General features: G+C 61.8%; 24 protein-coding genes. 10 read left to right on the top strand and 14 right to left on the bottom strand.

Features of this window, described 5'->3' with window-relative positions; genetic code table 11:
- Position 1 precedes the first annotated feature (1 nt).
- Together X726_RS164855 and X726_RS164860 are read left to right on the top strand one after the other, a co-directional pair.
- Entirely contained in the window at positions 2–1,450 is a 1,449-nt protein-coding gene (locus X726_RS164855) for an NAD-dependent succinate-semialdehyde dehydrogenase (RefSeq protein WP_245272038.1), read from the top strand.
- A 41-nt stretch (positions 1,451–1,491) separates the two neighbouring features.
- Complete coding sequence (locus tag X726_RS164860; protein ID WP_245261811.1) at positions 1,492–2,274, top strand: alpha/beta hydrolase; 783 nt, start codon at positions 1,492–1,494, stop codon at positions 2,272–2,274.
- 333 nt (positions 2,275–2,607) lie between these two features.
- Here X726_RS164860 and X726_RS164865 read toward each other — a convergent pair whose 3' ends face one another.
- Complete coding sequence (locus X726_RS164865) at positions 2,608–3,504, bottom strand: NAD(P)/FAD-dependent oxidoreductase (protein WP_023667777.1); 897 nt, start codon at positions 3,502–3,504, stop codon at positions 2,608–2,610.
- A gap of 129 nt (positions 3,505–3,633) precedes the next feature.
- On the opposite strand from X726_RS164865, the gene X726_RS164870 reads away from it, so the two are divergent.
- The 3 genes from X726_RS164870 to X726_RS164880 all read left to right on the top strand — a co-directional run bounded on the left by X726_RS164870 (position 3,634) and on the right by X726_RS164880 (position 6,525).
- Positions 3,634–4,263 (top strand): TetR/AcrR family transcriptional regulator, encoded by a 630-nt coding sequence (locus X726_RS164870; protein ID WP_023667776.1) that lies wholly within the window; start codon positions 3,634–3,636, stop codon positions 4,261–4,263.
- 527 nt (positions 4,264–4,790) lie between these two features.
- Entirely contained in the window at positions 4,791–5,966 is a 1,176-nt protein-coding gene (locus X726_RS164875) for a zinc-dependent alcohol dehydrogenase (RefSeq protein ID WP_023667775.1), read from the top strand.
- A 10-nt stretch (positions 5,967–5,976) separates the two neighbouring features.
- The gene (locus tag X726_RS164880; protein ID WP_023667774.1) at positions 5,977–6,525 is read left to right on the top strand and encodes a hypothetical protein; all 549 of its coding nucleotides are present in this window, start codon (positions 5,977–5,979) and stop codon (positions 6,523–6,525) included.
- Between the two features lie 256 nt (positions 6,526–6,781).
- Here the strand turns inward: X726_RS164880 and X726_RS164885 are convergent, their stop codons facing one another.
- Positions 6,782–7,006 carry a hypothetical protein gene (locus X726_RS164885; protein WP_155922421.1) on the bottom strand — a complete coding sequence of 75 codons (225 nt, stop codon included), beginning with the start codon at positions 7,004–7,006 and terminating at the stop codon, positions 6,782–6,784.
- A gap of 1,124 nt (positions 7,007–8,130) precedes the next feature.
- On the opposite strand from X726_RS164885, the gene X726_RS164895 reads away from it, so the two are divergent.
- Positions 8,131–8,388 (top strand): hypothetical protein, encoded by a 258-nt coding sequence (locus X726_RS164895; protein WP_245260390.1) that lies wholly within the window; start codon positions 8,131–8,133, stop codon positions 8,386–8,388.
- Between the two features lie 282 nt (positions 8,389–8,670).
- On the opposite strand, the gene X726_RS164900 is transcribed toward X726_RS164895, so the two are convergent.
- Positions 8,671–9,138, bottom strand: a complete 468-nt coding sequence (locus tag X726_RS164900) for a hypothetical protein (protein ID WP_023667769.1) — start codon at positions 9,136–9,138, stop codon at positions 8,671–8,673.
- Positions 9,139–9,550: 412 nt separating this feature from the next.
- Between X726_RS164900 and X726_RS0134415 the strand changes: the two genes are divergently transcribed.
- Complete coding sequence (locus X726_RS0134415; protein WP_031214530.1) at positions 9,551–10,150, top strand: EF-hand domain-containing protein; 600 nt, start codon at positions 9,551–9,553, stop codon at positions 10,148–10,150.
- 199 nt (positions 10,151–10,349) lie between these two features.
- Here the strand turns inward: X726_RS0134415 and X726_RS0134410 are convergent, their stop codons facing one another.
- Positions 10,350–10,514, bottom strand: coding sequence for a hypothetical protein (locus X726_RS0134410; protein WP_023667766.1), 165 nt, complete (start codon positions 10,512–10,514; stop codon positions 10,350–10,352).
- 1,010 nt (positions 10,515–11,524) lie between these two features.
- Between X726_RS0134410 and X726_RS164905 the strand changes: the two genes are divergently transcribed.
- Together X726_RS164905 and X726_RS164910 are read left to right on the top strand one after the other, a co-directional pair.
- Positions 11,525–12,184, top strand: coding sequence for a L,D-transpeptidase (locus X726_RS164905; protein ID WP_023682764.1), 660 nt, complete (start codon positions 11,525–11,527; stop codon positions 12,182–12,184).
- 10 nt (positions 12,185–12,194) lie between these two features.
- Positions 12,195–12,707, top strand: coding sequence for an OmpA family protein (locus tag X726_RS164910; protein ID WP_023667764.1), 513 nt, complete (start codon positions 12,195–12,197; stop codon positions 12,705–12,707).
- Positions 12,708–13,013: 306 nt separating this feature from the next.
- Here the strand turns inward: X726_RS164910 and X726_RS164915 are convergent, their stop codons facing one another.
- The 10 genes from X726_RS164915 to X726_RS164950 all read right to left on the bottom strand — a co-directional run bounded on the left by X726_RS164915 (position 13,014) and on the right by X726_RS164950 (position 20,822).
- On the bottom strand, positions 13,014–13,826 hold the full coding sequence (locus X726_RS164915) for an SDR family oxidoreductase (RefSeq protein WP_280940448.1): 813 nt from the start codon (positions 13,824–13,826) through the stop codon (positions 13,014–13,016).
- Positions 13,827–13,884: 58 nt separating this feature from the next.
- The gene (locus X726_RS1000000171010; RefSeq protein WP_023667762.1) at positions 13,885–14,049 is read right to left on the bottom strand and encodes a hypothetical protein; all 165 of its coding nucleotides are present in this window, start codon (positions 14,047–14,049) and stop codon (positions 13,885–13,887) included.
- A gap of 25 nt (positions 14,050–14,074) precedes the next feature.
- Entirely contained in the window at positions 14,075–15,841 is a 1,767-nt protein-coding gene (locus X726_RS164920) for a thiamine pyrophosphate-dependent enzyme (protein WP_023667761.1), read from the bottom strand.
- Positions 15,842–15,851: 10 nt separating this feature from the next.
- A complete protein-coding gene (locus X726_RS1000000170345) occupies positions 15,852–16,013 on the bottom strand; it encodes a hypothetical protein (RefSeq protein WP_023667760.1) in 162 nt (53 codons plus the stop codon).
- Positions 16,014–16,095: 82 nt separating this feature from the next.
- On the bottom strand, positions 16,096–16,320 hold the full coding sequence (locus X726_RS1000000170340) for a hypothetical protein (RefSeq protein ID WP_023667759.1): 225 nt from the start codon (positions 16,318–16,320) through the stop codon (positions 16,096–16,098).
- A 173-nt stretch (positions 16,321–16,493) separates the two neighbouring features.
- A complete protein-coding gene (locus X726_RS164930) occupies positions 16,494–16,739 on the bottom strand; it encodes a hypothetical protein (protein WP_023667758.1) in 246 nt (81 codons plus the stop codon).
- A gap of 13 nt (positions 16,740–16,752) precedes the next feature.
- Positions 16,753–16,968 (bottom strand): hypothetical protein, encoded by a 216-nt coding sequence (locus tag X726_RS164935; RefSeq protein WP_023667757.1) that lies wholly within the window; start codon positions 16,966–16,968, stop codon positions 16,753–16,755.
- Positions 16,969–17,155: 187 nt separating this feature from the next.
- Positions 17,156–18,283 carry an FAD-binding oxidoreductase gene (locus X726_RS164940; RefSeq protein ID WP_023667756.1) on the bottom strand — a complete coding sequence of 376 codons (1,128 nt, stop codon included), beginning with the start codon at positions 18,281–18,283 and terminating at the stop codon, positions 17,156–17,158.
- Between the two features lie 60 nt (positions 18,284–18,343).
- Complete coding sequence (locus tag X726_RS1000000172185) at positions 18,344–19,885, bottom strand: amino acid ABC transporter permease/ATP-binding protein (RefSeq protein WP_023667755.1); 1,542 nt, start codon at positions 19,883–19,885, stop codon at positions 18,344–18,346.
- Between the two features lie 94 nt (positions 19,886–19,979).
- Complete coding sequence (locus X726_RS164950; protein ID WP_031214528.1) at positions 19,980–20,822, bottom strand: ABC transporter substrate-binding protein; 843 nt, start codon at positions 20,820–20,822, stop codon at positions 19,980–19,982.
- A 213-nt stretch (positions 20,823–21,035) separates the two neighbouring features.
- Here X726_RS164950 and X726_RS164955 point away from each other — a divergent pair, with 213 nt between their 5' ends.
- On the top strand, positions 21,036–22,130 hold the full coding sequence (locus tag X726_RS164955) for a LacI family DNA-binding transcriptional regulator (protein WP_023667753.1): 1,095 nt from the start codon (positions 21,036–21,038) through the stop codon (positions 22,128–22,130).
- The last annotated feature ends 146 nt before the right edge of the window (positions 22,131–22,276 follow it).

The raw sequence follows: 22,276 nt of genomic DNA, 5'->3' as shown, positions 1-22,276 counted from the left end.
TATGTTCGACTACGCCACGGTCTCGCACGGTCTCTACATTGGCGGACGCTGGCGGCCCTCATCGGAGGGCCGCGTGATCGAAGTGGTCGATCCCTCGACCGAAGCCGTGATCGCTGCGGTTCCCGACGCCACGCTCGCAGACGCCGCCTCGGCCGTCGACGCGGCCGCAAAGGCGGCGGCCGGCTGGCGCGAGACCCCGCCACGCAGGCGATCGGAAATCCTGCGGCGCTGCTTCGAACTGATGACCGAACGGGCGGAGACGTTGGCCGCGCTGATCTCGCTGGAGAACGGCAAGGCGCTGCGCGATGCGCGCGGTGAAGTCGCCTACGCCGCTGAGTTTTTCCGCTGGAACGCCGAGGAGGCGGTCCGCATCAGCGGCGAGTTCGGCCTTGCACCCTCGGGCGCGAACCGGATCATTGTCGACTACCAGCCCATCGGCATTTGCGTGCTCATCACGCCATGGAATTTCCCAGCCGCCATGGCGACACGTAAAATCGCTCCGGCGCTGGCGGCCGGCTGTACGGTGATCCTGAAGCCCGCCAGCGAGACACCGCTGACGGCCTATGCGCTTGCGGCGCTCTACGAGGAAGCCGGCGTGCCGCCCGGCGTCGTCAACGTCCTGACGACCTCGGCCCCCGGACCGGTGACGGCGGCCATGCTGGCCGATCCGCGCGTGCGAAAGCTGTCCTTCACCGGCTCGACCGGCGTCGGGCGCGTGCTGCTGGCCGAAGCCGCAAAGCACGTCATTTCCTGTTCCATGGAGCTTGGCGGCAACGCACCCTTCATCGTCTTCGACGACGCCGACCTGGAAGCAGCCCTCGACGGTGCGATGGTTGCCAAGATGCGCAACGCCGGCGAAGCCTGCACGGCCGCCAACCGGCTTTACGTCCAGGCCGGCATCCATGATGCTTTCGCGGAAGGCTTGACCAAACGCATGGCGGCACTCAACCTGGGCCCGGGCACAGACTCAGACACAGAATGCGGGCCGATGATCACCAGGAAGGCTGTGCACAAGATCGACCGGCTTGTGCAGGACGCCGTTGCCCGCGGCGCCAAAATCCTGTGTGGCGGCGGCGTATCTGAAGGCAGAGGCTTTTTCTATCCGCCAACGGTGCTCAAGGACGTGCCGGCCGACGTTGCCATGGCTCACGAGGAGATCTTCGGTCCCGTGGCGCCGATCAGTCGCTTCGAAAGCGAGGCGGATGTCATCTCCAAAGCCAATGACACCGAATACGGTCTCGCTGCCTACATCTATACGCGCGACCTGGGCCGGGGGATGCGCGTGGCATCGAAGATCGAGTCCGGCATGATCGCGCTCAACCGCGGCCTGATGTCGGATCCGGCGGCGCCTTTCGGAGGTGTCAAGCAGAGCGGGCTGGGCCGCGAAGGTGGCCAGAAGCATGGCGTTGCCGAGTTCATGGAGGCGAAGTACATCGCCGTGACCCTGTGAGCGGACATCCCGCCAAAGATCCGTTTCGCATTCGCGATCATGTGGTCGAGTTCGACGACATCGTCGCCGAGATCGTTCGCAGAAGCGAGGAGACCAGGGCGAACGTTCCCATGGTCGCCGATGTCGCCTACGGGGCTGACGCCACCGAAACCATGGATCTGTTCTTTCCCGAGGGCAAACGGGACCGCCTGCCGGTGCACATGTTCATCCACGGGGGCTATTGGCGCATGTTCTCCAAGCGCGACTATTCCTACGTCGCCGAGACCGTTACGAACGCAGGTGCGATCGCGGTCATTGTCGACTACGCGCTGATGCCTACCGTCCGGATGGCCAGGATCGTCGACCAGGTGCGCCGCGCCAAGCGATGGGTATTTGACAATGTCGCACACCATGGCGGCAATCCCGGCCTGCTGACCGTTAGCGGTCATTCCGCCGGTGCGCATCTGGCAACAATGCTTTTCGACGGTGACGAGCGGCCTTCCGGCATCAAAGCTGCGCTGCTGCTTGGCGGCCTTTACGACCTGAAGCCATTGCAGATGTCGTTCCTTGGCGCCGAGATCGCGATCACCGACGAGGAGGCCCGCCGATTCTCGCCGATCGACCACAGTTTCGATCCATCCGTGGGCGTAGATATCTCGGTCGGCGCCGATGAAACGTCGCCGTTCCACAGCCAGGCCGCACTCTTCACGGACCACCTTGACACACAGGGACTGACTGTTTCGCGCATCACCCTTGGTGGGGCCAATCACATGAGCAGCGTCCGTGACCTTGGCTTGGCTGGTACCGAGGCCGCGTCACTGCTGGCCCGCGTCGTGGCCGCCTGAGACTTCCGCCAGAAGCGCTGCTGGGCGCGACCGTTCTTCGCAGTAGCGTCGCAGCATCGAGGTGCCGACCGCGGTGGCGAATCTTCCGCCACCGGTCCCCATACCGTAAGCCCGCCGGCGATGTCGACGTCGACGTGGTTCATGCTTTCCAGCGTGATTGAGCTTGATAACCGATGTCGGCGATCGCCGTCATGCAGGCAGCCCAGTTGAGTTCTCAAGGCTGGCCGGCCAAAGACGCCCCTCAGGGGAGAGCGGGCCGACGTTCCGCAACACCGGCCCGCAACCTTCAGAATACGATAGCCCGCGGCACCCCGGAGAAGGGAATCTGCGCTCTCACACCAGCATCGACTGCTGGGCGAAGATGCCCGCCATCGCGCCGTGCGATATTGCCAGGGTGACCGATGGCGGCGTGAGGGGGTTGGCGAGGTCGCCCGCGGCGTAGATGCCGGGCATGCTGGTTTCGCGGCGCTCGTCGACCTTGAGGATTACGCCGAGGGGCGTATCGACCGTGGCGAGGCCCAGTGATTCATGCAGGCTTGCGGACGGCTTGTTGCGCGGATGCGCGAACAGGATGTCGACCGCGACCTTGGGGCCGGTATCGAGCTTGACGGTGGCGTTATGCCCCCCGTGATGGGCGATCTCGCTGATCCGGCCGTCGACGACAGGTATGTTGCGGCGCGCCAGACCGGCCCGGATATCGGGCGGAATGTCGTGACCATCGGCAAAGACCGTCAACCTGTCGGTCCAATCGTGGAACAGCCTGACCTGATTCATCGACTGTGGGCCGGACCAGACGAGGCCCCAATGCTGGCCGGCGACTTCAAAGCCGTCGCAATAGGGGCAGGGCACGATGGACGTGCCCCAACCTTCGGCAAAGCCCGGAACATCAGGCATCTGGTCGGCGACGCCATAGCTCAGGATCAGGCGGCGCGCGCCGAGGCTTCCGCCATCGCCAGTGAGGACGGAGAAATCGTCGATGGCGCCGGACAGGCTGTCGGCCCGGGCATTGACCAGCTTGATCGTGGGATAGCGCGCCAGCTGCCGCCGCGCCTCGGCCAGGATGTCCAGCGGTGGCTTGTGATCGTGGCCGAGCAGGCCATGCGAGTGGCCGGCGAAGCGGTTGCGCGGCAGGCCGGTATCGAGAACGGTGACCTTACGGCGGGCACGGCCGAGTTGCAGGGCACCGGCGAGACCGGCAAAGCTGCCGCCGATGATGATGACGTCATCCATAATGGGCTCCGTGTTGTGGATGAGGGGCTGGTTGGACCTGGTTGAAACCTACCCATCGGCTTGCGCATTTCAGAAACTACATGGTATCGTAATCCAAGAATTAGGATACTGTCAAGGACTGGAATTGTCGTGACCGAAAATAGCCAGGGCCGGCGCGGCCGGCCCGCCAACGAGGCGCTTGGCCAAACGATACTCGACGCTGCGTCCGAACTCTTTGTGGAATTGGGTTTTCAAGCGACCACATTGGACAAGGTCGCCCAGCGGGCGAAGATATCCAAACTCAGCATCTATCGGCACTTCGAGAACAAGGAGGCGCTGTTCAGCGCGGCGATGGCGGCCGGCTGCCATCAGTTGTTTGCGCCACAGGCCCTTCTTGAAGGCGTCGGCGGTTCGGTCGAAGATCAGCTCATGGCGGTGGGATCGTCCCTGCTTCGCACGCTGTTGAGATCAGACGTCCGCAGTGTCGAAGCCATGGTCATGGCCGACCAGACGAATCCAAGGTCGTTAAGCAAGCTCCATTTCGAAGCCGGCCCCGCCCATGTCATCGCCCAAATCGAGGTCCTGTTGCGTCAGTTGCACGCGAAGGCGGTTCTGAACGTGCCCGATCCTCTCCGGTCCGCCCGCTTGTTTGCCGCGCTTTTCAAAGGATCCGATCTTTTGATTATCGCACGCTTCGATCAGGCGAGAGCGGCGGACGACAACGAAATCGAATCCTATTGCCGGTCGGCCGTCGCCATGTTCATCGCTGCGCACGGCTAGCACTCTGCCCTGCCCGCTAATCATTGTATTTCTGCGAAATACTCCGCTAGAGCCGCCGTCGCGATGGCGCCCATCCACCTCATGTCGATCGCGTCGGGGTCGGACTGCGCGCCCGCCGGTGAGCGGCATCTCCTACCTGCTCCGGTCACAGCGCTGCTTCGGCCGACCCTGTGCGGGCGAGGAAGAGAATGCCGGTTATGGCCCGCGAGAATCGAGCAGATGGGGTATCAGCCGCCGCGAAGGACACCTGCGGACGGAACCTTCTTTGGTACACTTGAGTACGTCCATTCGTGGCTCGGGCTCCAGCGGTTCGTGCCCCGACGCGCCTGGGAAGGCCGCTGGTGCCCGCGACAGATCCTTCCAAGGTGCAGGTCTGGAATGGCCCAAAAATTCTCTCGAGCTCCCGGAACATCGGTCCGCCCCTGTGGTTCGACAAGCAGCGGCACAGTCGATCCAACCAGGCATCGGCCCGCTTAGGACAGGCGCGAGGTCCCTACCCACAGATCTTGCGAAAATAGGAGCAAGCTATGCGAGCGTTGGTCTGGCACGGCAAGGAAGACATACGCTGCGATCAGGTTTCGGACCCGGGAATTGAGGATGAACGTGACGCGATCATCAAGGTGACGAGTTGTGCGATATGCGGCTCCGACCTTCACCTCTACCACAACTATGTGCCAGCCATGCTGCCCGGCGACATCATGGGCCACGAGATGATGGGAGAGGTCGTCGAGGTCGGCAAGGGCGTCAACGGCGCTCTGAAGGAGGGAGACCGCATCGTCGTGCCGTTCACCATAATCTGCGGTGAGTGCGACCAGTGCAAGCGACAGAACTTTTCGGTTTGCGAACGCACAAACCGCAAGAAGAATCTCGGTGACAAGGTGTTCGGGCACACCACCGCGGGTCTGTTCGGCTACACTCATTTGACCGGCGGCTATCCCGGGGGACAGGCGGAATACATGCGTGTGCCGTTCGCCGATGCCACGCACGTAAAGGTGCCTGACAGCCTTACCGACGAGCAGGTTCTCTTCCTCGGCGATATTTTTCCTACCGGATGGCAGGCGGCGGCACAGTGCGACATTGAGCCCAACGATACGGTTGCGGTGTGGGGCTGCGGCCCAGTCGGGCAGATGGCCATACGCAGCGCCCTGCTGCTCGGCGCGAAACAGGTGGTGGCGATCGATTGCCTGCCGGAACGGCTTTCCATGGCCGCGGCCGGCGGCGCCATCGCCATCAATTTCGCCGAGGAAAGTGTCGTCGAACGACTGCGGGAACTCACCGGCGGAAAGGGCCCGGAGAAGTGCATCGATTGCGTCGGCATGGAAAGCCACGTCTCGCTGGCCCAGCCCGATACCGTCTACGATCGCGCAAAGCAGTTGATGCTGATGGAAAATGATCGACCGCACGTTTTGCGTGAGATGATCTATGTCTGCCGGCCGGCCGGCGTGATCTCGATCCCCGGCGTCTACAGCGGGCTGGTCGACAAGATTCCGATGGGACAGGCAATGAACAAGGGGCTCACCTTCCGAATGGGGCAGACCCATGTCAACCGTTGGACCGAGGATCTGTTGCGCCGCATCGAAGATGGCCAGATCGACCCATCCTTCGTCATCACCCATACCGTGGGGCTCGAGCAGGGACCCGAGATGTACAAGGTGTTTCGCGACAAGCAGGACAGCTGCATCAAGGTTGTATTGAAACCGTAGGGAAATCGTCATGAACGTGATTGCCAAACTTACCAACATCACCCGATCGCCTGGCGATCCCAAAGTGCTGAAGACTGGGCAGAGTGCGGTCGGGGCATCCGATGGCCTTGCCCGCAAGCTCGGCTGGTTCAGCATCGCGCTTGGCGTCGCCGAGCTGGTTGGCGCCGAGCGGATTGCCGGCGCGCTCGGCATGCGCGGCAAGGAAGATCTGATCCGCGCTTATGGGGCGCGGGAAATAAGCAGCGGCATACTCTCGCTTTCAGTGGACAAGCAAGCTGGGCTGTGGAGCCGGGTGGCCGGCGACGGCCTGGATATCGCGACATTGCTGACAGCGTATCGGCCTGGCAACCCAAAGCGCGATAATGTAGGCCTTGCGCTTGCCATGGTCGCCGGCATCACATTGCTCGACATCATCGCTGCGAAAAGCGTGACCGCGCGCCACTCTCGGAGCGGGACCAAGCCACGCGACTACAGCGATCGAAGCGGCTTTCCCGGAGGCACTGCCGCAGCCCGCGACCGTGCCCGCTCGCAGCGCAGCCAGGAGGCCGGCGCAGCCTGATAGAGATTGCCGAACCCCTGGCGCCATGCGACCTGGACAGGTGGCATCTCGTCAGGCCCTAACGCCAGAGGTGGTAGCTCTCGGCGAGCCGAGTTTGCTGGAACAGAGTGGACCGTCGCGCGGCCGTTCTCGCCGTCTCCTGGGTCACCGCCGCGCATGGGTTGTGTGGCCGATGCGTTAAAGGCACGAAGCAAGCAGCGATCCGACCGGCGTCGAGCCTTCCATGTCTCTTGCCTTGGCAAGGTTCCGGCGATCCTCAGGCCGAGCCGCGTTCGGGAAGCTCGGTCTCTTCCGCCACCCCTTTCCGCAGGTCTCGGCGCAAGCGTTCCGCTTCGTCGGAATTATTATCGTCGTCTGTCCGCTCGAGTTCGCGATCGATTGTCTCGCGCGACCCCTCTGCCGGATCCTGTTGCGGAGATGTGTTCGGGCCGGTTTCGATCTTGCCGTCGCCGGGAACGGTGCGGTCGCGAGACTTCGTCATCTTCAGCTTCCCTTTCATCTGTCATCTGCCTCGGCATCTCCGATGGCATGAATTTTGGCCGCTTCCTGCCGAACCGGATCGTCGACGCTTTGTTCCGGGAAAGCCCCCGCAGGTTCGTGCTGGTCGGCCCGGGGCATTGGTCGATGCCCATGCCGGGAAGCATCCTATGCCAACGAGGTCGGCGGCAGCCTCATCGATGTCGTTATCAACATGTGGGCTGTTTCGGCCCGGACACGCGAGCACGCCAGGCTCGCGGCGAGTTTTCGAACCGAAGCAGATGCGCAACGTAACAACTGGATGTATACGGAAAAGGCTGCCTCATCCACATCGCGCTTCGGGAGGGCCGGCGGCATGCTCGCCTGGGCGGTCCGGCAGCTGGTAGCGAACTGGTCATAGGCCTTTGCAAAGCCGCGTCGATGAAGCGGGTGCGGTAGCGCTGGTCGGTGTAGCGTCGAGGCATCTGTCAATCGGAGACAAGCGCGACCACTTTTGGGACTTCACTGTTTTTTCCACCGGGACTCGACATCTCACTATCATAGTTGATTGTGGCTGCCGGTGACCCTGCGTAATGGATAGCCATTCCAACTCTCCAACAGGAAAACGGTATGTTGTATCCGGGTCGGTTTTTGGGGCCAAGCGAGATTGAGATGCTCGCCCAGGTTTGTCACACGGTCTGCAAAGAGCGCGCCCTACCTCTTGCTTCGCAGAACGGAGAGCGCATAGCTGCGCATATACTCAGGCTGTTTATGAACGGCTTGATTGAGCAGAATGAACTGCTCGATGCCGAGAGGAACTGGGCTCTTCGGCTTGACCGTTCGGTCCAGCAGACGATGTCACCTACGCGCACATGAGAGGCCGCGGGACCCAGTTTGGTTCTTACAGCCGAACACCCGCCGCTATCTGAGATATGTTGCGGGGTTTTCTTCGCCGCGGAGTGATCCGACACAGTGCGGAAATCATGGCAATCCTGTTCGCAGTGATTCTATTGATACGCGTAATCGCAGTCGCATTCTTGGTCGTCGGAAAGCCGCCAGGGCCAGTTGGGAACAAACCTGACGTTTAAGCGTTTGTAGAGCCCTTCCACCGGGCAACTCACCGAAATGCTTCTTGCCGTGCATGATGCGATGTCGACGGCCGTTTTGGCGGGCAGGAGCGCCAATGCGGAAATAGTAGGCGTGGTCGACCTCACCAACAAAGCTGAGGTCGACATCGGCATCACCAGCTTGGGAAGAGCCATCCAGTTCGTGGCCAACGCCTCGGTGCTTGGATACGACATTCGCGGCGCCATGGTCTTCTATGGCGCGCCCGGTACCCCGAGCCTAAGGGCGAGAGAGTGCGAGCGCTTGTGGGCGCAGTTTGGCGGCGCGCTTCTACAGCCGTAGCTCTATCAGGACGTTCGCCCCGCCCGTTCTTGGTATGAACGCGTACGGAACTGAGGCGCTACCCAGCCGCAGCGGGAATGGCTCAGTGGTAGCTCTAGCTGGCGACCGCACTAAGCAGCTTTTCGGTGATGGGCTTTGAGCGGCTGAGCCAGCGTGAGAACGTTCGGCTGCATATCTGCCGGTGCCTGCTTTCATGTGACTGGGCGAGGCTATTGGGGAGCCGGGTTGACCACTGGCCCTTAGCCGAGGGAAGCACAGTACGGCAACCTCGCTCTTTGCTGGCTAACATCCTTCCGCTCTCAGGGACCGGACCATGCGCACAACAACAGGGTCATACGGTTTCTTTTCGGATTTCCGATAATTCATTGTGAAAAGCGCGGCACGCTGGTTGCAGACCATAATTGCACGGACGTAGCGAATCTCGCCATTCTTGACCCCGGAGTAGCTGGCCCATTTCGGGGCTAGGCGCCGATAGGTCAGTCGCCAACCGGCCTTTTCGTCCTCGATCATGCGATGTTCGATCTCGGCGCGAAAACTTGCTTTGCCCAGTCGCGCGCCCCAAACGACCAGAAACGCGTCTCTTGGGCCCTGAAAAGCCGCGCCCTGCTCCGAATTCTGGGTCAGGACGAAATTCGGAGGAATATCGAAACTAAAGCCAAGCTGTCGGACGCCGAAGGGCTGCCACGCCTCGGCCTGAAGCAACGTGGTCCAAAAGAGAAAAACTGTAAGTCCCAGCAGGAGGCGTCGCATTGCTCTGATTTAGCGCTGGCTAACATGGTGTCCAGACGGACAGAGGTCCGTGACATAAAAAATATGCATCATGGCCGCGCAGCATATGGACGCGGGATTCGCGATTGACGGCGTGCGGTCGAAACGGCTTCCGTCCCACGAAAGGAGAGGACGCAGAGGGAATTGGTGCGTCGGTATGATCGACTGGCAGAAAATTGGCGAGGCCGAATGTCCAACGTTCATTGCCCGCAAAAATGGGCGCCGGTTCCTCTTGTGCCTAGGGAAGAGGAGCCGAATTATTCCCTGGCGAAGACCCTGATCTACCTCAGACGGGGGCATGCCTCAGTAACTTCGCCGTGACCTGATCCCTTCGGGGAACAATCACATCGAGCTCCAGTTTGGCCTTCAAGCGAAAGCACTGATGGAGCATGCCATGAGATTTCCACACAGCACGACGGCCGCGGCCGCCGTTTTCATTGCCCTGACCTCCCCCGCACTCGCCCAGACAAGCGGAACACCATCACCCTCGAAACCTGCACCCGCTCCGGCAACCGAACCGCCGACCGCCGGACAGTTGCCGGATGCGACCGGACAAGCGGATGGACCAACACGCGAAATGATCCGCCAGATGGTTGAGCAAGCTGTCCGTGACCGACTGCAGCAGGATCGCGGTTCCGAAGAGGGTTTCCGCGAGGAGGATAGTCGCAACTATCAAGGCGATCGCAACGAGGATGCTGACCGCCACGATGAAGATGGCGACCGTTGGCAGAACCACGGTGACCGCGATCGTGGACACAGAATGGCTGGACGCTGGCATCATCAGATGATGCGCGGTGCCGGCATGCGACTGATGCTCGGGCTGTTGGACACCGATGGCGACGGATCGGTGTCCGAGGACGAGGTTCAACGCGCGGTGGGCAGGATGTTCAGTAGCGTTGACGAGAATGGTGATGGCAAGATCGATGTGAACGAGATCCAGTCCTTCATGCATGGCTCCAGCATGCATGGCACTGATAGCGAGGACACGCCGTAGCTGTCTTCAAAGGGAATGCCCTCCCTCGGACAAAGCGGGCGCGTGGCGGCCGATCCCGAAGCGGTGTCTCTTGGCTGTTAGGCGCCCGGCCAGCACCCTTTAGGCTTGAGCTATTCCCGCAGTCCCGCGAGACGCCAGCCGTGACAAAAAAGGCTTCGCATTGCTGATCGAGGAACGATCGAAGCCGACCAACGCAAGGTCACTCGGGCGCTCGGTCTTCCAGCAGAACGAAGGATGCGGCGATCAAGTCGTCGCCATTGATACGTCCTTGGCTGTCCTCCAACATAGTTGCAACCTTGTGGAAGGCCATCATTTCACCCGCGTCAATCTGCGCTTCACGCATCTTGGCTGTGAGATCAGCCACGCGATTTCCTAACGAATGTGATTTTGCAGTCTCGCAATTCGACATGATTAGTCATCCTTTGCCTTGGGGTTTCACGCTGCCGAACGCAATGCTTCAGCGGATGTTCCGAATTTGGCCATCAGTCTTATGGGATAGGACTTGCGTCTGATTGCGGTTGGAAGAAGCCCGAACGGCGGAACACGCAGCCGGACGCCGAATTGGAAACCCACCGTCGATCGAAGTCCCTTGTCGCCGGTTGAGATCCCGCCATCTTCACTGTCGAGAGGGTGGCGGGATCGCCTTCCGAGGAGCGAGCGCATATGAGGTAATAGATATTTGGCAGATGTACTCACGGCCATCCTGCTCGCTTCTTTTGTCTGCGCATGTTCATTCTTTTCGGGAAACCCCATCTCTCCAACAACACGCAACAACCGCGTTGCTACCCACGATTGATGCGATGACAACTGCATCAACAAAGCAAAGCCTCTTCGCCTAAGGTGCGATTGCCGCGGGCTTTTTCGACTTGAAGGTCGTGCAACGCGCCCGGTGGTCAGGCCATGGCGTTCAGCGGGAGCCAGGTAGACTCATCGCGAAAATCCCGCAGCGAGGCATGTCGCAAGTCCTCCTCGCCGCGTGCGGATACTGGAATCCGCCTGGCTCGTTGTGACAGGCATGCGAAGATGAGTGTCGGCGCATGGACGCGGAAAAACCCGCCAGCGTGAGCCAGCGGGCCTTGTGATGGGATGGCCCGCGCGTGCGGTCAAGGCTGCGCGGGCCGACCATGATGAATGAGGGGACATCTTGGTCACCGGCACGACCGATGAAGAACGAGCCGGGTGTGACAAAACACCCTTGGAGCGAGGATGTTCCCGTCCGCACAAAAAAGCCCGCCGGCGTGAGCCGGCGGGCAGCCGCTATTTTGCCGTCAAGCGGACAGACCGCTTGCGGCCCACCCACTGCAGCATTTTCCACTTTGAGCCGGAATCATTCTCAACTATGGTTCGCCAGGCTTAAGGCATGGGGGATTGCCGATGGTTTTATCACGCAGGGGTGTCGTGCTCGGCGGTCTGGCGCTGGTCGCGGTCGGTGGAACCAGCAATATTGTTCAAGCCGCGGGGGCAAAATCCTTTTTCGCCGGTACCGCCAGCGATAACGATTTCGTCTATCGCAAGACCAACTTCGCCAAGATCGACAAGAGATGGCATCGCCAGATCGTCAAGTATTTCAGCAGCGAGCCGGTCGGCACCGTCGTGGTCGATACCCGCCACCACTTCCTCTACCTCATCATGGAAAACAAGACTGCCATCCGCTACGGCGTCGGCGTCGGCAAGGAAGGCTTCAAATGGTACGGCCGCGCGACGATCGATCGCCGCGCGCTGTGGCCGCAATGGGTCCCGCCCCCCGAAATGCGTGAGCGCAAACCGGACCTGCCGCCCATGATCGCAGGCGGCGCGTCCAACAATCCGCTCGGGCCGCGCGCGCTCTATCTGTACCGCGACGGCGCCGACATCGGCTACCGCCTGCATGGCACGCTGGAGCCATGGAGCATCGGCACCGACGCTTCCAGCGGCTGCATCCGCATGTTCCCCGAAGACATCATCGACCTCTACCAGCGGTGCCCGATCGGCACCGCGGTGGAGGTCCTGCCGCACATCGCCGACCAGGCGCCCGCTTCCACCACTGTCGAATGATTGGCGCATCATGAACCGCATGATTGAAAACACGCGCCGGCTGCTCGCCGCCGGCCTGCTGGTTGTGGCCACATCCTGCTCGACCAGCAACACGCTGGCCCCGTCGACGCCCGACGTCACCAACGCCGAGATTGCCGGCTTCCAGAACGTGCAGCCGGGCAGCGAGGAGGATTTTATCCTCAATGTCGGCCGCCGCACCTACTTCACGAAAGGTTCGGCCGCGCTCGATTCTGTCGCCAAGGCCACCCTCGACACCCAGATCGCCTGGTTGACAAAGCATCCGCGCTGGCTGCTCAAGCTGCAGGGTTTCGCCGACGATCCCGGCGCAAGCGAAACGGCGCTGTCACAGCAGCGCGCCGATGCGGTGATGGACTACCTCGCCGCCGGCGGCATAGACCGGAACCGCATGTGGGCCAAGGGCTACGGCAAGGACAGGCTGGTCCGCGACTGCCCCGACTCCGCCTGCAGGTCGCAGAACCGCCGCGTTGTGTCTAATTTGCGCGATGAGAGGGACGAGTCGTAGAGGCTGCTGTTTTGCTGGTCGCCAAATCAGTCTCACAACGCGACGGCGGCATGGCTGCAATGCGCCTATCGGGGACATTCACCCAGCGTTTGCCCCTCCCCGAAAGCTGACGCTCCGGTTGAACCCGGAGTGAAGTCAGCTTCCCGTCTACCAACCTCCGGTTCAGGGTCTGGTGGGAGGCTTCGGCATCCGCCTCGACCAGTTTGCGGACGTGGCGGTTGTCCGCGATCCTGATCGCGCATGAGCCTCGCCACATGTCGGTGTGCTACCGGGAGTGGGCGCCGTGGAGCTGGCAGGTACGCTCGCTCAAAGCATCGGCCGTCCACCGGTGACCTCGTAGAGTGCGCCGGTGGTGTAGCTCGATCCTTCCGAGGCAAGCAGCACATAGGTCGCTGCAAGCTCTGCCGGTTGCCCGGGACGCTTGAGCGGTGTGTTCTTCCCGAACTCCTTGACCTTCTCAGAGGGCATTGTCGACGGGATCAGCGGCGTCCAAATCGGCCCGGGAGCGACCGCGTTTACCCGAATGCCGCGTTCAGCTACCAGTCCTGCAAGTCCGGCGGTGAAGTTGGCGATCGCTCCTTTGGTAGTGGCGTAGGCAAGCAGTGCCGGCGAGGGACTAGTCGCGTTGATTGAGGATGTGTTGATGATGGTCGAGCCGGGTTCCATGTGCTTCACTGCTTCCTGGGACAGATAGAACATCGCATAGACATTGGTGCGAAAGGTGAGATCCCATTCCTCCGCGCTGATGTCCTCCAGCTTCTCGAACGACGCCTGGTGGGCTGCATTGTTGACGAGGATGTCCAGGCGCCCGCATTCATCGATAGCTCGCTGCACAAGCGACCGCGCGAAGATTTCGTCCGAGATGTCGCCGGGTGCGAGCACCGCCTTGCGCCCCGCTTCCTCGACCAAGCGCGCCGTCTCCTGCGCATCTTCGTCCTCTTCAAGATAGGAGATCATGACGTCGGCGCCTTCGCGTGCAAACGCGATAGCCACCGCCCGGCCGATGCCCGAGTCCGCGCCGGTGATCAGCGCGACGCGGTCCGTCAGCTTACCGCTGCCGCGATAGCTCTCCTCTCCGTGGTCGGGCCGTGGATCCATCTCGTCGGTGTAGCCGGGCATGTCCTGCTGCTGTTCGGGAAGCGGCGGCCGAGGATATTTCTGCTGGGCATCCTGCATGTCAGCTCCTTTTTTGGCTGGAGTTGCGGTTGTGTCGATCCGGTTCCGTGATCGATCCCTTGGCGGCTTTCGAGCCACCGCCCCATTCCTCGGACTCGCACGCTTGGTCGCCGCCCATGAGGTCCGGCGAACCGCGATTTGCGGTGCCGCTGTCCGTCTTCTTCAACTCGTGCTCCTTCTTGCGTGGCTCGTCATTCTTTCTCGCCAGCGGTAATCATCGACCTCAGCGGCTCTTGCGCCACATTCGCCTCGATTTCCGCGCGTCCGGGGGTATCCGGTAGCGCCTTGCGGAAATTTTTCGCATAATCCGGCGGCATCTTCGGTGGCATCATCGGTTCGTACGGGTCGACCACGGCCTCGATGACCACCGGACCCTCAGCAGCCAGGGCAGCGTCGAGAACGCCTTCCACCTCCTCGGAGCGAGAGACGCTGTAGCCAATGCCGCCCATGGCTTCGGCGGCCATGGCGAAGTCGATGGGCTGGAGTTCGCAGGCGAATTGCGGGTTACCGAGGAACATCATCTGCTCCCAGGCGATCTGATTGAGCATGCCGTTCTTGAGCACGAGCACCTTGAGTGGGACCCGGTACCGAACTGCCGTCGAGAACTCTCCGAGCTGCATCGCGAGACCGCCGTCGCCGACGACCGCAAAGACCGGCCGGCCGGGAAAGGCCAGGCCCGCGGCGATCGCGTAGGGCAGTCCGCATGCCATCGAGGCCAGCGCGCCCGAGACGCCGAAGGCCTGCCCGTCACGCAGTTCGATATGGCGGGCCGCCATCTCGGTGTTCTGGCCGGAATCGGCAACCAGGATCGCCTCATCGGGCAATCGTTTCCCAAATGCGCGTGTGACCACCTGGGGCTTGAGCGAAGTGGCGGCCTTTTGCTCCGACTGCGCCATCATCTCGCGCCAGCGTCGCATGCCCGCCTGCGCCTTCTCGAGGAAGCTGCGATCATCCTTGCGCTTCAGGCGCTTGTTCAGCAATCGCAGCGTCACGGCGGCATCGCCGGCAAGGCCGGCCTCAACGGGATAGCGCAGGCCGATGCGCTGCGGGTCGCGCTCGATCTGCACCCCGCGCGCCTGTCCCGGCTTCGGGTAGTATTCGATGTAGGGAAAGGTCGAGCCGACGACGAGCAGCGCGTCACATTCCTCCATGATTTCCTGCGACGGCAGCGTGCCGAGAATTCCGATGCCGCCAGTCGTCAGCGGGTGATCGTCGGGCAAGGCAGCCTTACCGAGTAAGGCCTTTGCGACGGGGGCACCAACCAGCTCCGCCGTCTCTTCCAACTCGTGCCTGGCACCAAGCGCGCCCCGACCGGCGAGGATCGCGACCTTCGTCGCCCCGTTCAGGATCTCGGCGGCTTTCGCAAGTTGTTCTTCGTCGGGAAGCCTGCTTCCTTCGAACCAACGATCCGGCGTATGCGACGGTTTGTTGCGCTTCGAGCGCTTGGCTTGGTAGAGCGTGTGCTCCTGCACATCGCTGGCGATCGACAGATGCGCAACGCCGCGACGTGCCAGCGCCGACCTGCAGGCGAGACCGGCCAGGCTTTCCATATGCGCCGCGTCGGAGACCTGCGCGTTGAAGACGGCGACATCGCTGAAGACGCGCGTCAAGTCGACATCCTGCTGGGTGAAGGTCTCGATGAGGTCGTGGAACTGCATGCCGGTAATGGCGAGCACCGGCGCTTGGTCGAGCTTGGCATCGTAGAGTCCAGTCAGGAGGTGTGTGCCGCCAGGGCCGGAAGTTGCGAGGCAGACACCGAGCTTGCCTGTCCATTTTGAATAGGCGCACGCCATGAACGCCGCGGATTCCTCGTGCCGCACCTGAATGAAGCGGATGCGGTCCTGCCGCTTGCGCAGCGCCTCCATGATGCCATTGATGCCGTCGCCCGGCAGGCCAAAGATGATATCGACGTTCCAGTCGATCAGCGTCTCGATGAGGATGTCCGCGGCGGTCGGCATGTCTCAGTCCTTACCGCGATGCGGATCCCGCCGCCTGGCTGCTCTTGTTCGCGGTCTTGTCAGTCTTACGCTGGTCTTTGTTGCCGCCGCGATTGCCGCCATGCAACTCGTCGGAAGATTGAGCGGTCTTGCCGTCTTCCAAATTAGTGGCCATGCGCAAAGCTCCCTTCATCCGGCCTGCCTAACCAGAAAGTCGGTGAGATGTTCCGTGCCCGAAGGCAAGGCCGCCTACTCAGGTGCCCAAGGGAAACGTGTCAGGTATTACCACTCGATGAGGCGTGTTCGGCAGTCAGCGGCTGAACAGGCGAGGTGCGATCGAACCAGACGAAGGCATCGAACTGTTGCGAGGCCGAGGATTGCACGTAGTGGCCGAGGCTGCCTGATCGCCAAAAGCGCTCGCGGCAGAGCTGGCCGATGTTCAGGTCGCGTCTTCGCAGGTCCCTATAGCCAGAGCGCAACGCCGCCCGGACCGTCCCCATAGGCGAACTCCTCGCACCCCTCGTCGACGAATTTCCCGCGCGGGATTCCGCCTCAGTGGCGAAAGGACTCGTTCGTCGCGCACACCGCGGCGGGCGATGTGTGCCTCGACCATGCGGTGCCTGGCGTGCCGGTAGTCTGGCATGGCTCCTCGATAGCCTTGAAGACGACAGGCTTAGTCGTCCTGCCTGCGCTTGTGGTGCTCGCTCTCCTGGTTTTCGCCGCGGATCATCTGGCGATCATCCTTGTCGGTCAATTCCACGCCCTCGTCGCGCAGATTGGCGCCGTCTTGCCGCGCCTCGCGCTCCTGCTTGGTTCTCTTCAGCTCATCCTCGGCATTGAAATCGTCGCCGGCATTGCTGGTGTTCTCGCGCTTTTCGATGATGCGCAGCTGCTGCTCGTGGGTCTTCCGGCCGGCCATGGCAAGGCGCCTCCTACTTGTTCGTGCGTCCGGTCTGGTCAGGATTGATGCCGCCCTGAGGCGTCACATCGTTCTCGACATCGCCTTCGAACGTATTGTCCCCATCGAGAGCATCGTTCTCGTCGAGCATATCGCCGCCCTTGACCGCGCCCTTCGAGGTGCCGATTCCCGGGTTGTCTCGCAGATCCTTGTCCGTGGGCTGTTTAGTCTTGGGGTGTTGGTTGGTCATGGAATTTCTCAGCGCTGGTTGAGCTTGGACGAACGACGGTCCTGGCGCTGTCCAACTTCAACGTGGAGAAAATGTTCCGGAACATATTCGCTTGTCAGGTGCGCGTAAGCGGCCAGGCGGCCGCCGTCTCGGCTAGCGAAACTCCAGGCATGCCACATTACATCCCATTCCGAGGCGAATTGGCGGGCTAAAGTGAAAATCGAGACGGTCGAAAGCTTGCAAGGAGTGGGTGCTCTGTTCCGGTGGCGATCTCGGTTGCAAGCAGTTCGCCGGCAATCAAGCCAAGTGTTGCGCCGCTGTGGCTGAAGGCGACGTAATACCCCTCGATCTCCCGCAACTGGCCGAAGACCGGCTCGCCGTCTCCGGGGATCGGCTTGGGCCCGACACCGTAGCTCTCCAATTCCAATTTCGGATGACCGTCGAGAACATTCGACGCTTCGTCGAGAAGCCCCTGGATGGTCGATGCTTTTACGCGATAAGTCCCGTCCGGATTGACTACCACCTCTTCTTCCGACCAGGCAGAATCGAGCGCGAGGGCGCCATCAGGCGTCGGCCGGATGGCGACGCGCGGCGTGTTGAGCACGGCGCGTAGCGGCAAGTCGACTGGCTTGGTCCTGACCAGCAGCGCGATCGGTGTCCCATCGGCAATACGCTGACCGGCCACGGCGACCATTCGCGGCACATCCGCACCGGTCGCCAGAAGCACCGCGTTGGCGGCGAAGCTGATCCCGCTGGTGGTGGTGACGCCGGTGGCGCGGCCGTTGGCGACGGTGACGGTAGCGCGTCCGGCCTCGGTGACCACCTGGCCGCCCCGCTCCACGAATTCCGCGATCAATATTTCGATCAGCGACGGCAGGTCGACCCAGCCCTCACCCGCGTTGAAGATCGCGCCTTGAGGCGTGACAGCGCTTGCGCAGACACCCGGCGCGACCAACCTTATGGCGTCCGCGGACAGATGCTGCGCATCATAGCCGAGACGTTTTTCGTGAGCGAAGACATCGGCGATCTCGTTTGAGGCATCGTCCGCATCCCACGTCAGGCCACCGTCGAAACGCAGCCAGGCGGCATCCGGGCATCGCGCCGACAAACTGCGGTAGCGGTCGATACCGATCATGCGCAGGCGATGATATTCAGCCGAGCGCCTGCGCGCCGAATTGATCCAGGCGAGCGAGCGGCCGGAAGCTCCCTTGGCGAGCGGTCCATCATTGACCAGCACGGTCTCGATGCCGAGCCTTGCAAGATGAACGGCCGAGGAGACGCCAAAAATGCCGCCGCCGACAACAACGACCTTGGAAACCTGATGTGATGCAGCCATGAGATATCTTTCACTGGTGGAGGTTGGTTTGGGCGGCCGTCTTGAAGGGCTCATGCGTGATCAAAGCACTTCGGCAAGGAAGTGCTTCAGACGTGGGCTTTTCGGCGTGTCGAAAATCGCTGCAGGCGTGCCGGCCTCGATGATGCGGCCTTCATCCATGAAGACGACCTGATCGGCGACCTTGCGGGCGAAGCCCATTTCATGTGTCACCACGACCATTGTCATGCCGCGCCGGCCGAGATCCGCCATGAGGTTGAGCACGCCCTTCACCAGTTCGGGATCGAGTGCGCTTGTTACCTCATCGAACAAGATGACCTCCGGGTCCATCGCCAATGCACGAGCGATTGCCACACGCTGCTGCTGGCCACCGGAAAGGCTCCCTGGACGATGGTGTTTGCGGGTCGCAAGCCCGACGTCGGCAAGGCGCGCCTCGGCGATGCGCTCAGCTTCCTGTACAGGGAGCCCCTTTACCTTGGTCAGCGACAGCATGACGTTTTCGAGCGCGGTGTGGTCGGGAAACAGATTGAACTGCTGGAAAACCATCCCGACACGCCGGCGCAGTTTTTCAGGCTTCATCGCCAGGATGCTCGCACCATCGAGCAACACCTCACCGCCCTTGGGCTCGACCAGGCGGTTGAGGCAGCGCAGCAGGGTCGACTTGCCCGAACCTGATGGGCCGATCACGCATGTGACCGTGCCAGGCTTGACTGCCAGGCTGACGCCTTTGAGAACATCGAGGTCGCCATAGGCCATGTCGAGATCGGTGATGGCGAGACTGCCGCCCTTGAAGCGGGGCAGCGCTGAGCGGGCATCAGAGCCGGCCTCCGAAGGTGCACTGCCGGTGGCGCCCTCCAGTTCGCTCACTTCGGCCAGGCCGCTGATGACGAGGCCGGCCTTTTGCTTTCCGACCCGCAGCGAGTTGTCGATGTAGTTGACCACATGGGTCAACGGCACGGTGATGACGAGATAGAACACGCCGGCCAGAAGCAATGGCGAGAGGTTTCCGGTGACCACTGCCTGGTCCTGACCGACACGGAAGATCTCGCGCTCCGAGGCGAGCAGACCGAGGAAGTAGACAAGGCTTGAATCCTTGACGTTGCCGATGAACTGGTTGACGAGGGCCGGCAAGACGCGGCGGATGCCTTGCGGGATCACGATCAGGCGCATGCCTTGGCCGTAGCTCATGCTGAGCGCCCTGCAGGCCTCCATCTGCCCGCGCTCGACGCTCTGGATGCCCGAGCGGAATATTTCGCCGATATAGGCGCCGGCGATCAGGCTCAGCGCAAGAATGCCGAGCGGAAAGGGCGAAGGGCCGAAGATTTCACGGCCGATGCGGGCAAAGCCCTGGCCTATCAGCAGGATGGTGACGATCGCCGGCAGCCCACGGAATATATCCGTGTAGACCCGCGCCGGAATGCGCAGCCAGCGCGATTGCGAGATGCCCATGACCGCCAGGATCATGCCGAGAATGACACCCAGCACCGTCGACGCGGCGGCGAGGATCAACGTGTTCTTCAATCCGATGGTGATCATGCTGGGCAGCACGTCCGCCATGGCCTGCCAGTCGAGGAAACTGCGCCGCAGGTTTTCGAGCCAGTTCATTTGCCCCCCTTTCGGTTGCGCTATTCACATCGTCCGCATCAAGGACGGCTGCGTAATCCGGCCGCCGGCATGAGAGCCAGCGGCCGGGTACGGTCTACTTCTTGGGAAGATACTGGTCGGGCATCGGCGAGCCGGGGAACCACTTTTCGTAAAGCGTTTTCCAGGTGCCGTCCTGCATGGCCGCGTGAAGGGCGGTGTTCAGCGCATTGCCGAGCTTGTCGTTGCCCTTGCGCAGGACGAAGCCGGCCGGCGCGTCGAAGGAAGGAATATTGACCGCGATCTTCAGGTTCGGATAGCGAACGCCATAGTCCTTGGCAGCCTCGTAATCGAGGAAGTGGGCATCCACGGTTCCGTTGTTAAGCGCCGAAACGGCGGAGTTGTTGTCGGGGAATTTGACGAGATCGGTTCCGACAAAATTCTTCGCCGCGTAGATTTCTTGGAGCGTGCCTTGCACGACGCCGAGACGTTTGCCCTTGAGCCCGTCCGCCGACGTGATCGACTTGTCGGCGGTAAGCACGGAGAGATAGCCTGCGATATACCCGTCGGAAAAGTCGACGGTCTTCTTGCGTGCTTCAGTCGTGCCGATTGCCGCGACCGCGACATCGAAGCGCTCGTTTGCAACCGAAGGCATCAGCGCCGAGAATTCCTGGCCGGTGAAGATCACCTGGTCGGGCTTGAATCCAAGGCGGCTCGCGACGTTGCGGAACAATTCGATGTCGAAGCCGGTGAACGACCCATCGGCCTGGGTGAAAGCGTAGGGTTTGGCATCGCCCATGGTTCCGACGCTGATGACCTTCGCATCAATAAGGCCATAGGGATTGTCATCCGCGGCGGCCGCTCCTGAAACCAGCCCGGCGCCGAGGCACATCGCCATAAGAGCCATTGCGCCGGTTCTGACCGGGCACATCAACGACTTGAGAATTTCTTTGCTGCTCATGTCTTTCTCCACTCTGAAGGTCTGTTCTTCTTGGTATTTCCGTCGAGCCGCCATCTGGCGCCCCGACATGCCCTTGCCGAGATCACGGTCCGTCACGCCTCTCGGCTCCACTCCCTCTAAAGAGACCGGTCTCATATTGTGTGAGACCGGTCTCTTTGCTAAACGTTATCGCCACGTTGACCACCCGTCAACAACTCTTGTAGTCGTCATCTGATGAAAAGAACCGCCCCCAAGACCCCGTCGATAACGGTCAGCGACGTCGCCCGTGCGGCCAATGTTTCGAAAGCGACAGCCGCGCGCGTGCTCGGCGGATACGGCGTCGTCAGCGACATGATCCGCGCGGAAGTCATGGCCGCGGCCAAGGCCTTGGACTATCGTGCGAACGAGCTCGCCCGCAGCATGACGACCGGCCGCTCCGGCATCATCGGCGTGGTTGTCGGCGACATCGAGAACCCGTTCTTCAGCCTCGCGGTACGCGGCATCAGCGACGCGGCAAAGGCAGCCGGGTTCAACGTCATCCTGGCCAATTCCGGCGAGAAGATCGAGGCGGAAAAGGCGGCCGTGAAACTGCTCATCGGCAAGCGCGTCGACGGGCTGATCGTCACGCCGTCGGAATCGCGCGACATCGCGCACCTGCGCGATATCCACCGCTCGGGCCGACCGCTTGCCCTGCTGGATAGGGCGCTGGCAGATCTGGATGTCGATACGGTCACGACCGACGATCGCGGCATCGCCATGCTGGCGACCCGCTTTCTAGCCGATGCCGGCCACCGCAACATCGCCTATGTGACCGCGGTCGACGCCGAAGGGCACGAGTACCGCGATCTCGGGCAGATCTACACCTCGTCGGTCCGTGAGCGCATCGACGGTTTCCTCACCGTGTGCCGAGAGGCCGGACTTGATCGGCCAGAACGCTTTGTTCGCCTTGGCGCGACAAGCCCCACCGAAACGCGCAGGGTTGCCGGCGAGATGCTGTCGGCGCCGGATCGGCCGACGGCGATCCTCGCCTCCGACAGCGTCATTGCGCTGGAGATCTTCAAGGTGACCCGCGAGCGGGGCCTGCGGGTTCCCGACGACATTTCGCTCATCACTTTCCATGATGCGGACTGGACGAGCGTCACCACGCCGCCCATCACCGTTATCGACCAGCCCGTCTACGCGCTTGGCAAGAGCGTCGCGGAATTGCTCATCCGGCGATTGAAGGGAGATTCCCGCCCGGCGGAAAGGCTCGTTTTGCCGACCGCCATCATTGCACGCGGATCCGTTGGCCCGCCCTCGGATGGAAAGCCGCAAGTGCGCCAAGCATAGGCCTGGCGGCGGTACGGCCCACATGAATACGTTAGAACAAGGTCGACGCACTCCGCTTTAAGAATGTACGTCGATCAACCCAGCAAACACCCTGATCGCAATGCCGCGTCCACCGTCATCGGGACGGCACGTGCCGGCGCATGGTT

It is taken from the genome of Mesorhizobium sp. LSJC285A00 (assembly GCF_000503155.1).
Classification (GTDB): Bacteria; Pseudomonadota; Alphaproteobacteria; order Rhizobiales; family Rhizobiaceae; genus Mesorhizobium.
The sequence above is the reverse complement of the archived record's forward strand: the minus strand, read 5'-3'. Positions and strand labels throughout refer to the sequence as shown.

Bases quoted from the DNA above. Each gene is read 5' to 3' on its own strand.
- X726_RS164855 (WP_245272038.1), top strand. From the start codon at position 2: ATGTTCGACTACGCCACGGTCTCGCACGGTCTCTACATTGGCGGACGC.
- X726_RS164865 (WP_023667777.1), bottom strand. From the start codon at position 3,504: ATGGATGACGTCATCATCATCGGCGGCAGCTTTGCCGGTCTCGCCGGT.
- X726_RS164875 (WP_023667775.1), top strand. From the start codon at position 4,791: ATGCGAGCGTTGGTCTGGCACGGCAAGGAAGACATACGCTGCGATCAG.
- X726_RS164880 (WP_023667774.1), top strand. From the start codon at position 5,977: ATGAACGTGATTGCCAAACTTACCAACATCACCCGATCGCCTGGCGAT.
- X726_RS164885 (WP_155922421.1), bottom strand. From the start codon at position 7,006: ATGACGAAGTCTCGCGACCGCACCGTTCCCGGCGACGGCAAGATCGAA.
- X726_RS164895 (WP_245260390.1), top strand. From the start codon at position 8,131: ATGTCGACGGCCGTTTTGGCGGGCAGGAGCGCCAATGCGGAAATAGTA.
- X726_RS164900 (WP_023667769.1), bottom strand. From the start codon at position 9,138: ATGCGACGCCTCCTGCTGGGACTTACAGTTTTTCTCTTTTGGACCACG.
- X726_RS0134415 (WP_031214530.1), top strand. From the start codon at position 9,551: ATGAGATTTCCACACAGCACGACGGCCGCGGCCGCCGTTTTCATTGCC.
- X726_RS164905 (WP_023682764.1), top strand. From the start codon at position 11,525: ATGGTTTTATCACGCAGGGGTGTCGTGCTCGGCGGTCTGGCGCTGGTC.
- X726_RS164910 (WP_023667764.1), top strand. From the start codon at position 12,195: ATGAACCGCATGATTGAAAACACGCGCCGGCTGCTCGCCGCCGGCCTG.
- X726_RS164915 (WP_280940448.1), bottom strand. From the start codon at position 13,826: ATGCCCGGCTACACCGACGAGATGGATCCACGGCCCGACCACGGAGAG.
- X726_RS164920 (WP_023667761.1), bottom strand. From the start codon at position 15,841: ATGCCGACCGCCGCGGACATCCTCATCGAGACGCTGATCGACTGGAAC.
- X726_RS1000000170345 (WP_023667760.1), bottom strand. From the start codon at position 16,013: ATGAAGGGAGCTTTGCGCATGGCCACTAATTTGGAAGACGGCAAGACC.
- X726_RS1000000170340 (WP_023667759.1), bottom strand. From the start codon at position 16,320: ATGGGGACGGTCCGGGCGGCGTTGCGCTCTGGCTATAGGGACCTGCGA.
- X726_RS164930 (WP_023667758.1), bottom strand. From the start codon at position 16,739: ATGGCCGGCCGGAAGACCCACGAGCAGCAGCTGCGCATCATCGAAAAG.
- X726_RS164935 (WP_023667757.1), bottom strand. From the start codon at position 16,968: ATGACCAACCAACACCCCAAGACTAAACAGCCCACGGACAAGGATCTG.
- X726_RS164940 (WP_023667756.1), bottom strand. From the start codon at position 18,283: ATGGCTGCATCACATCAGGTTTCCAAGGTCGTTGTTGTCGGCGGCGGC.
- X726_RS1000000172185 (WP_023667755.1), bottom strand. From the start codon at position 19,885: ATGAACTGGCTCGAAAACCTGCGGCGCAGTTTCCTCGACTGGCAGGCC.
- X726_RS164950 (WP_031214528.1), bottom strand. From the start codon at position 20,822: ATGAGCAGCAAAGAAATTCTCAAGTCGTTGATGTGCCCGGTCAGAACC.
- X726_RS164955 (WP_023667753.1), top strand. From the start codon at position 21,036: ATGAAAAGAACCGCCCCCAAGACCCCGTCGATAACGGTCAGCGACGTC.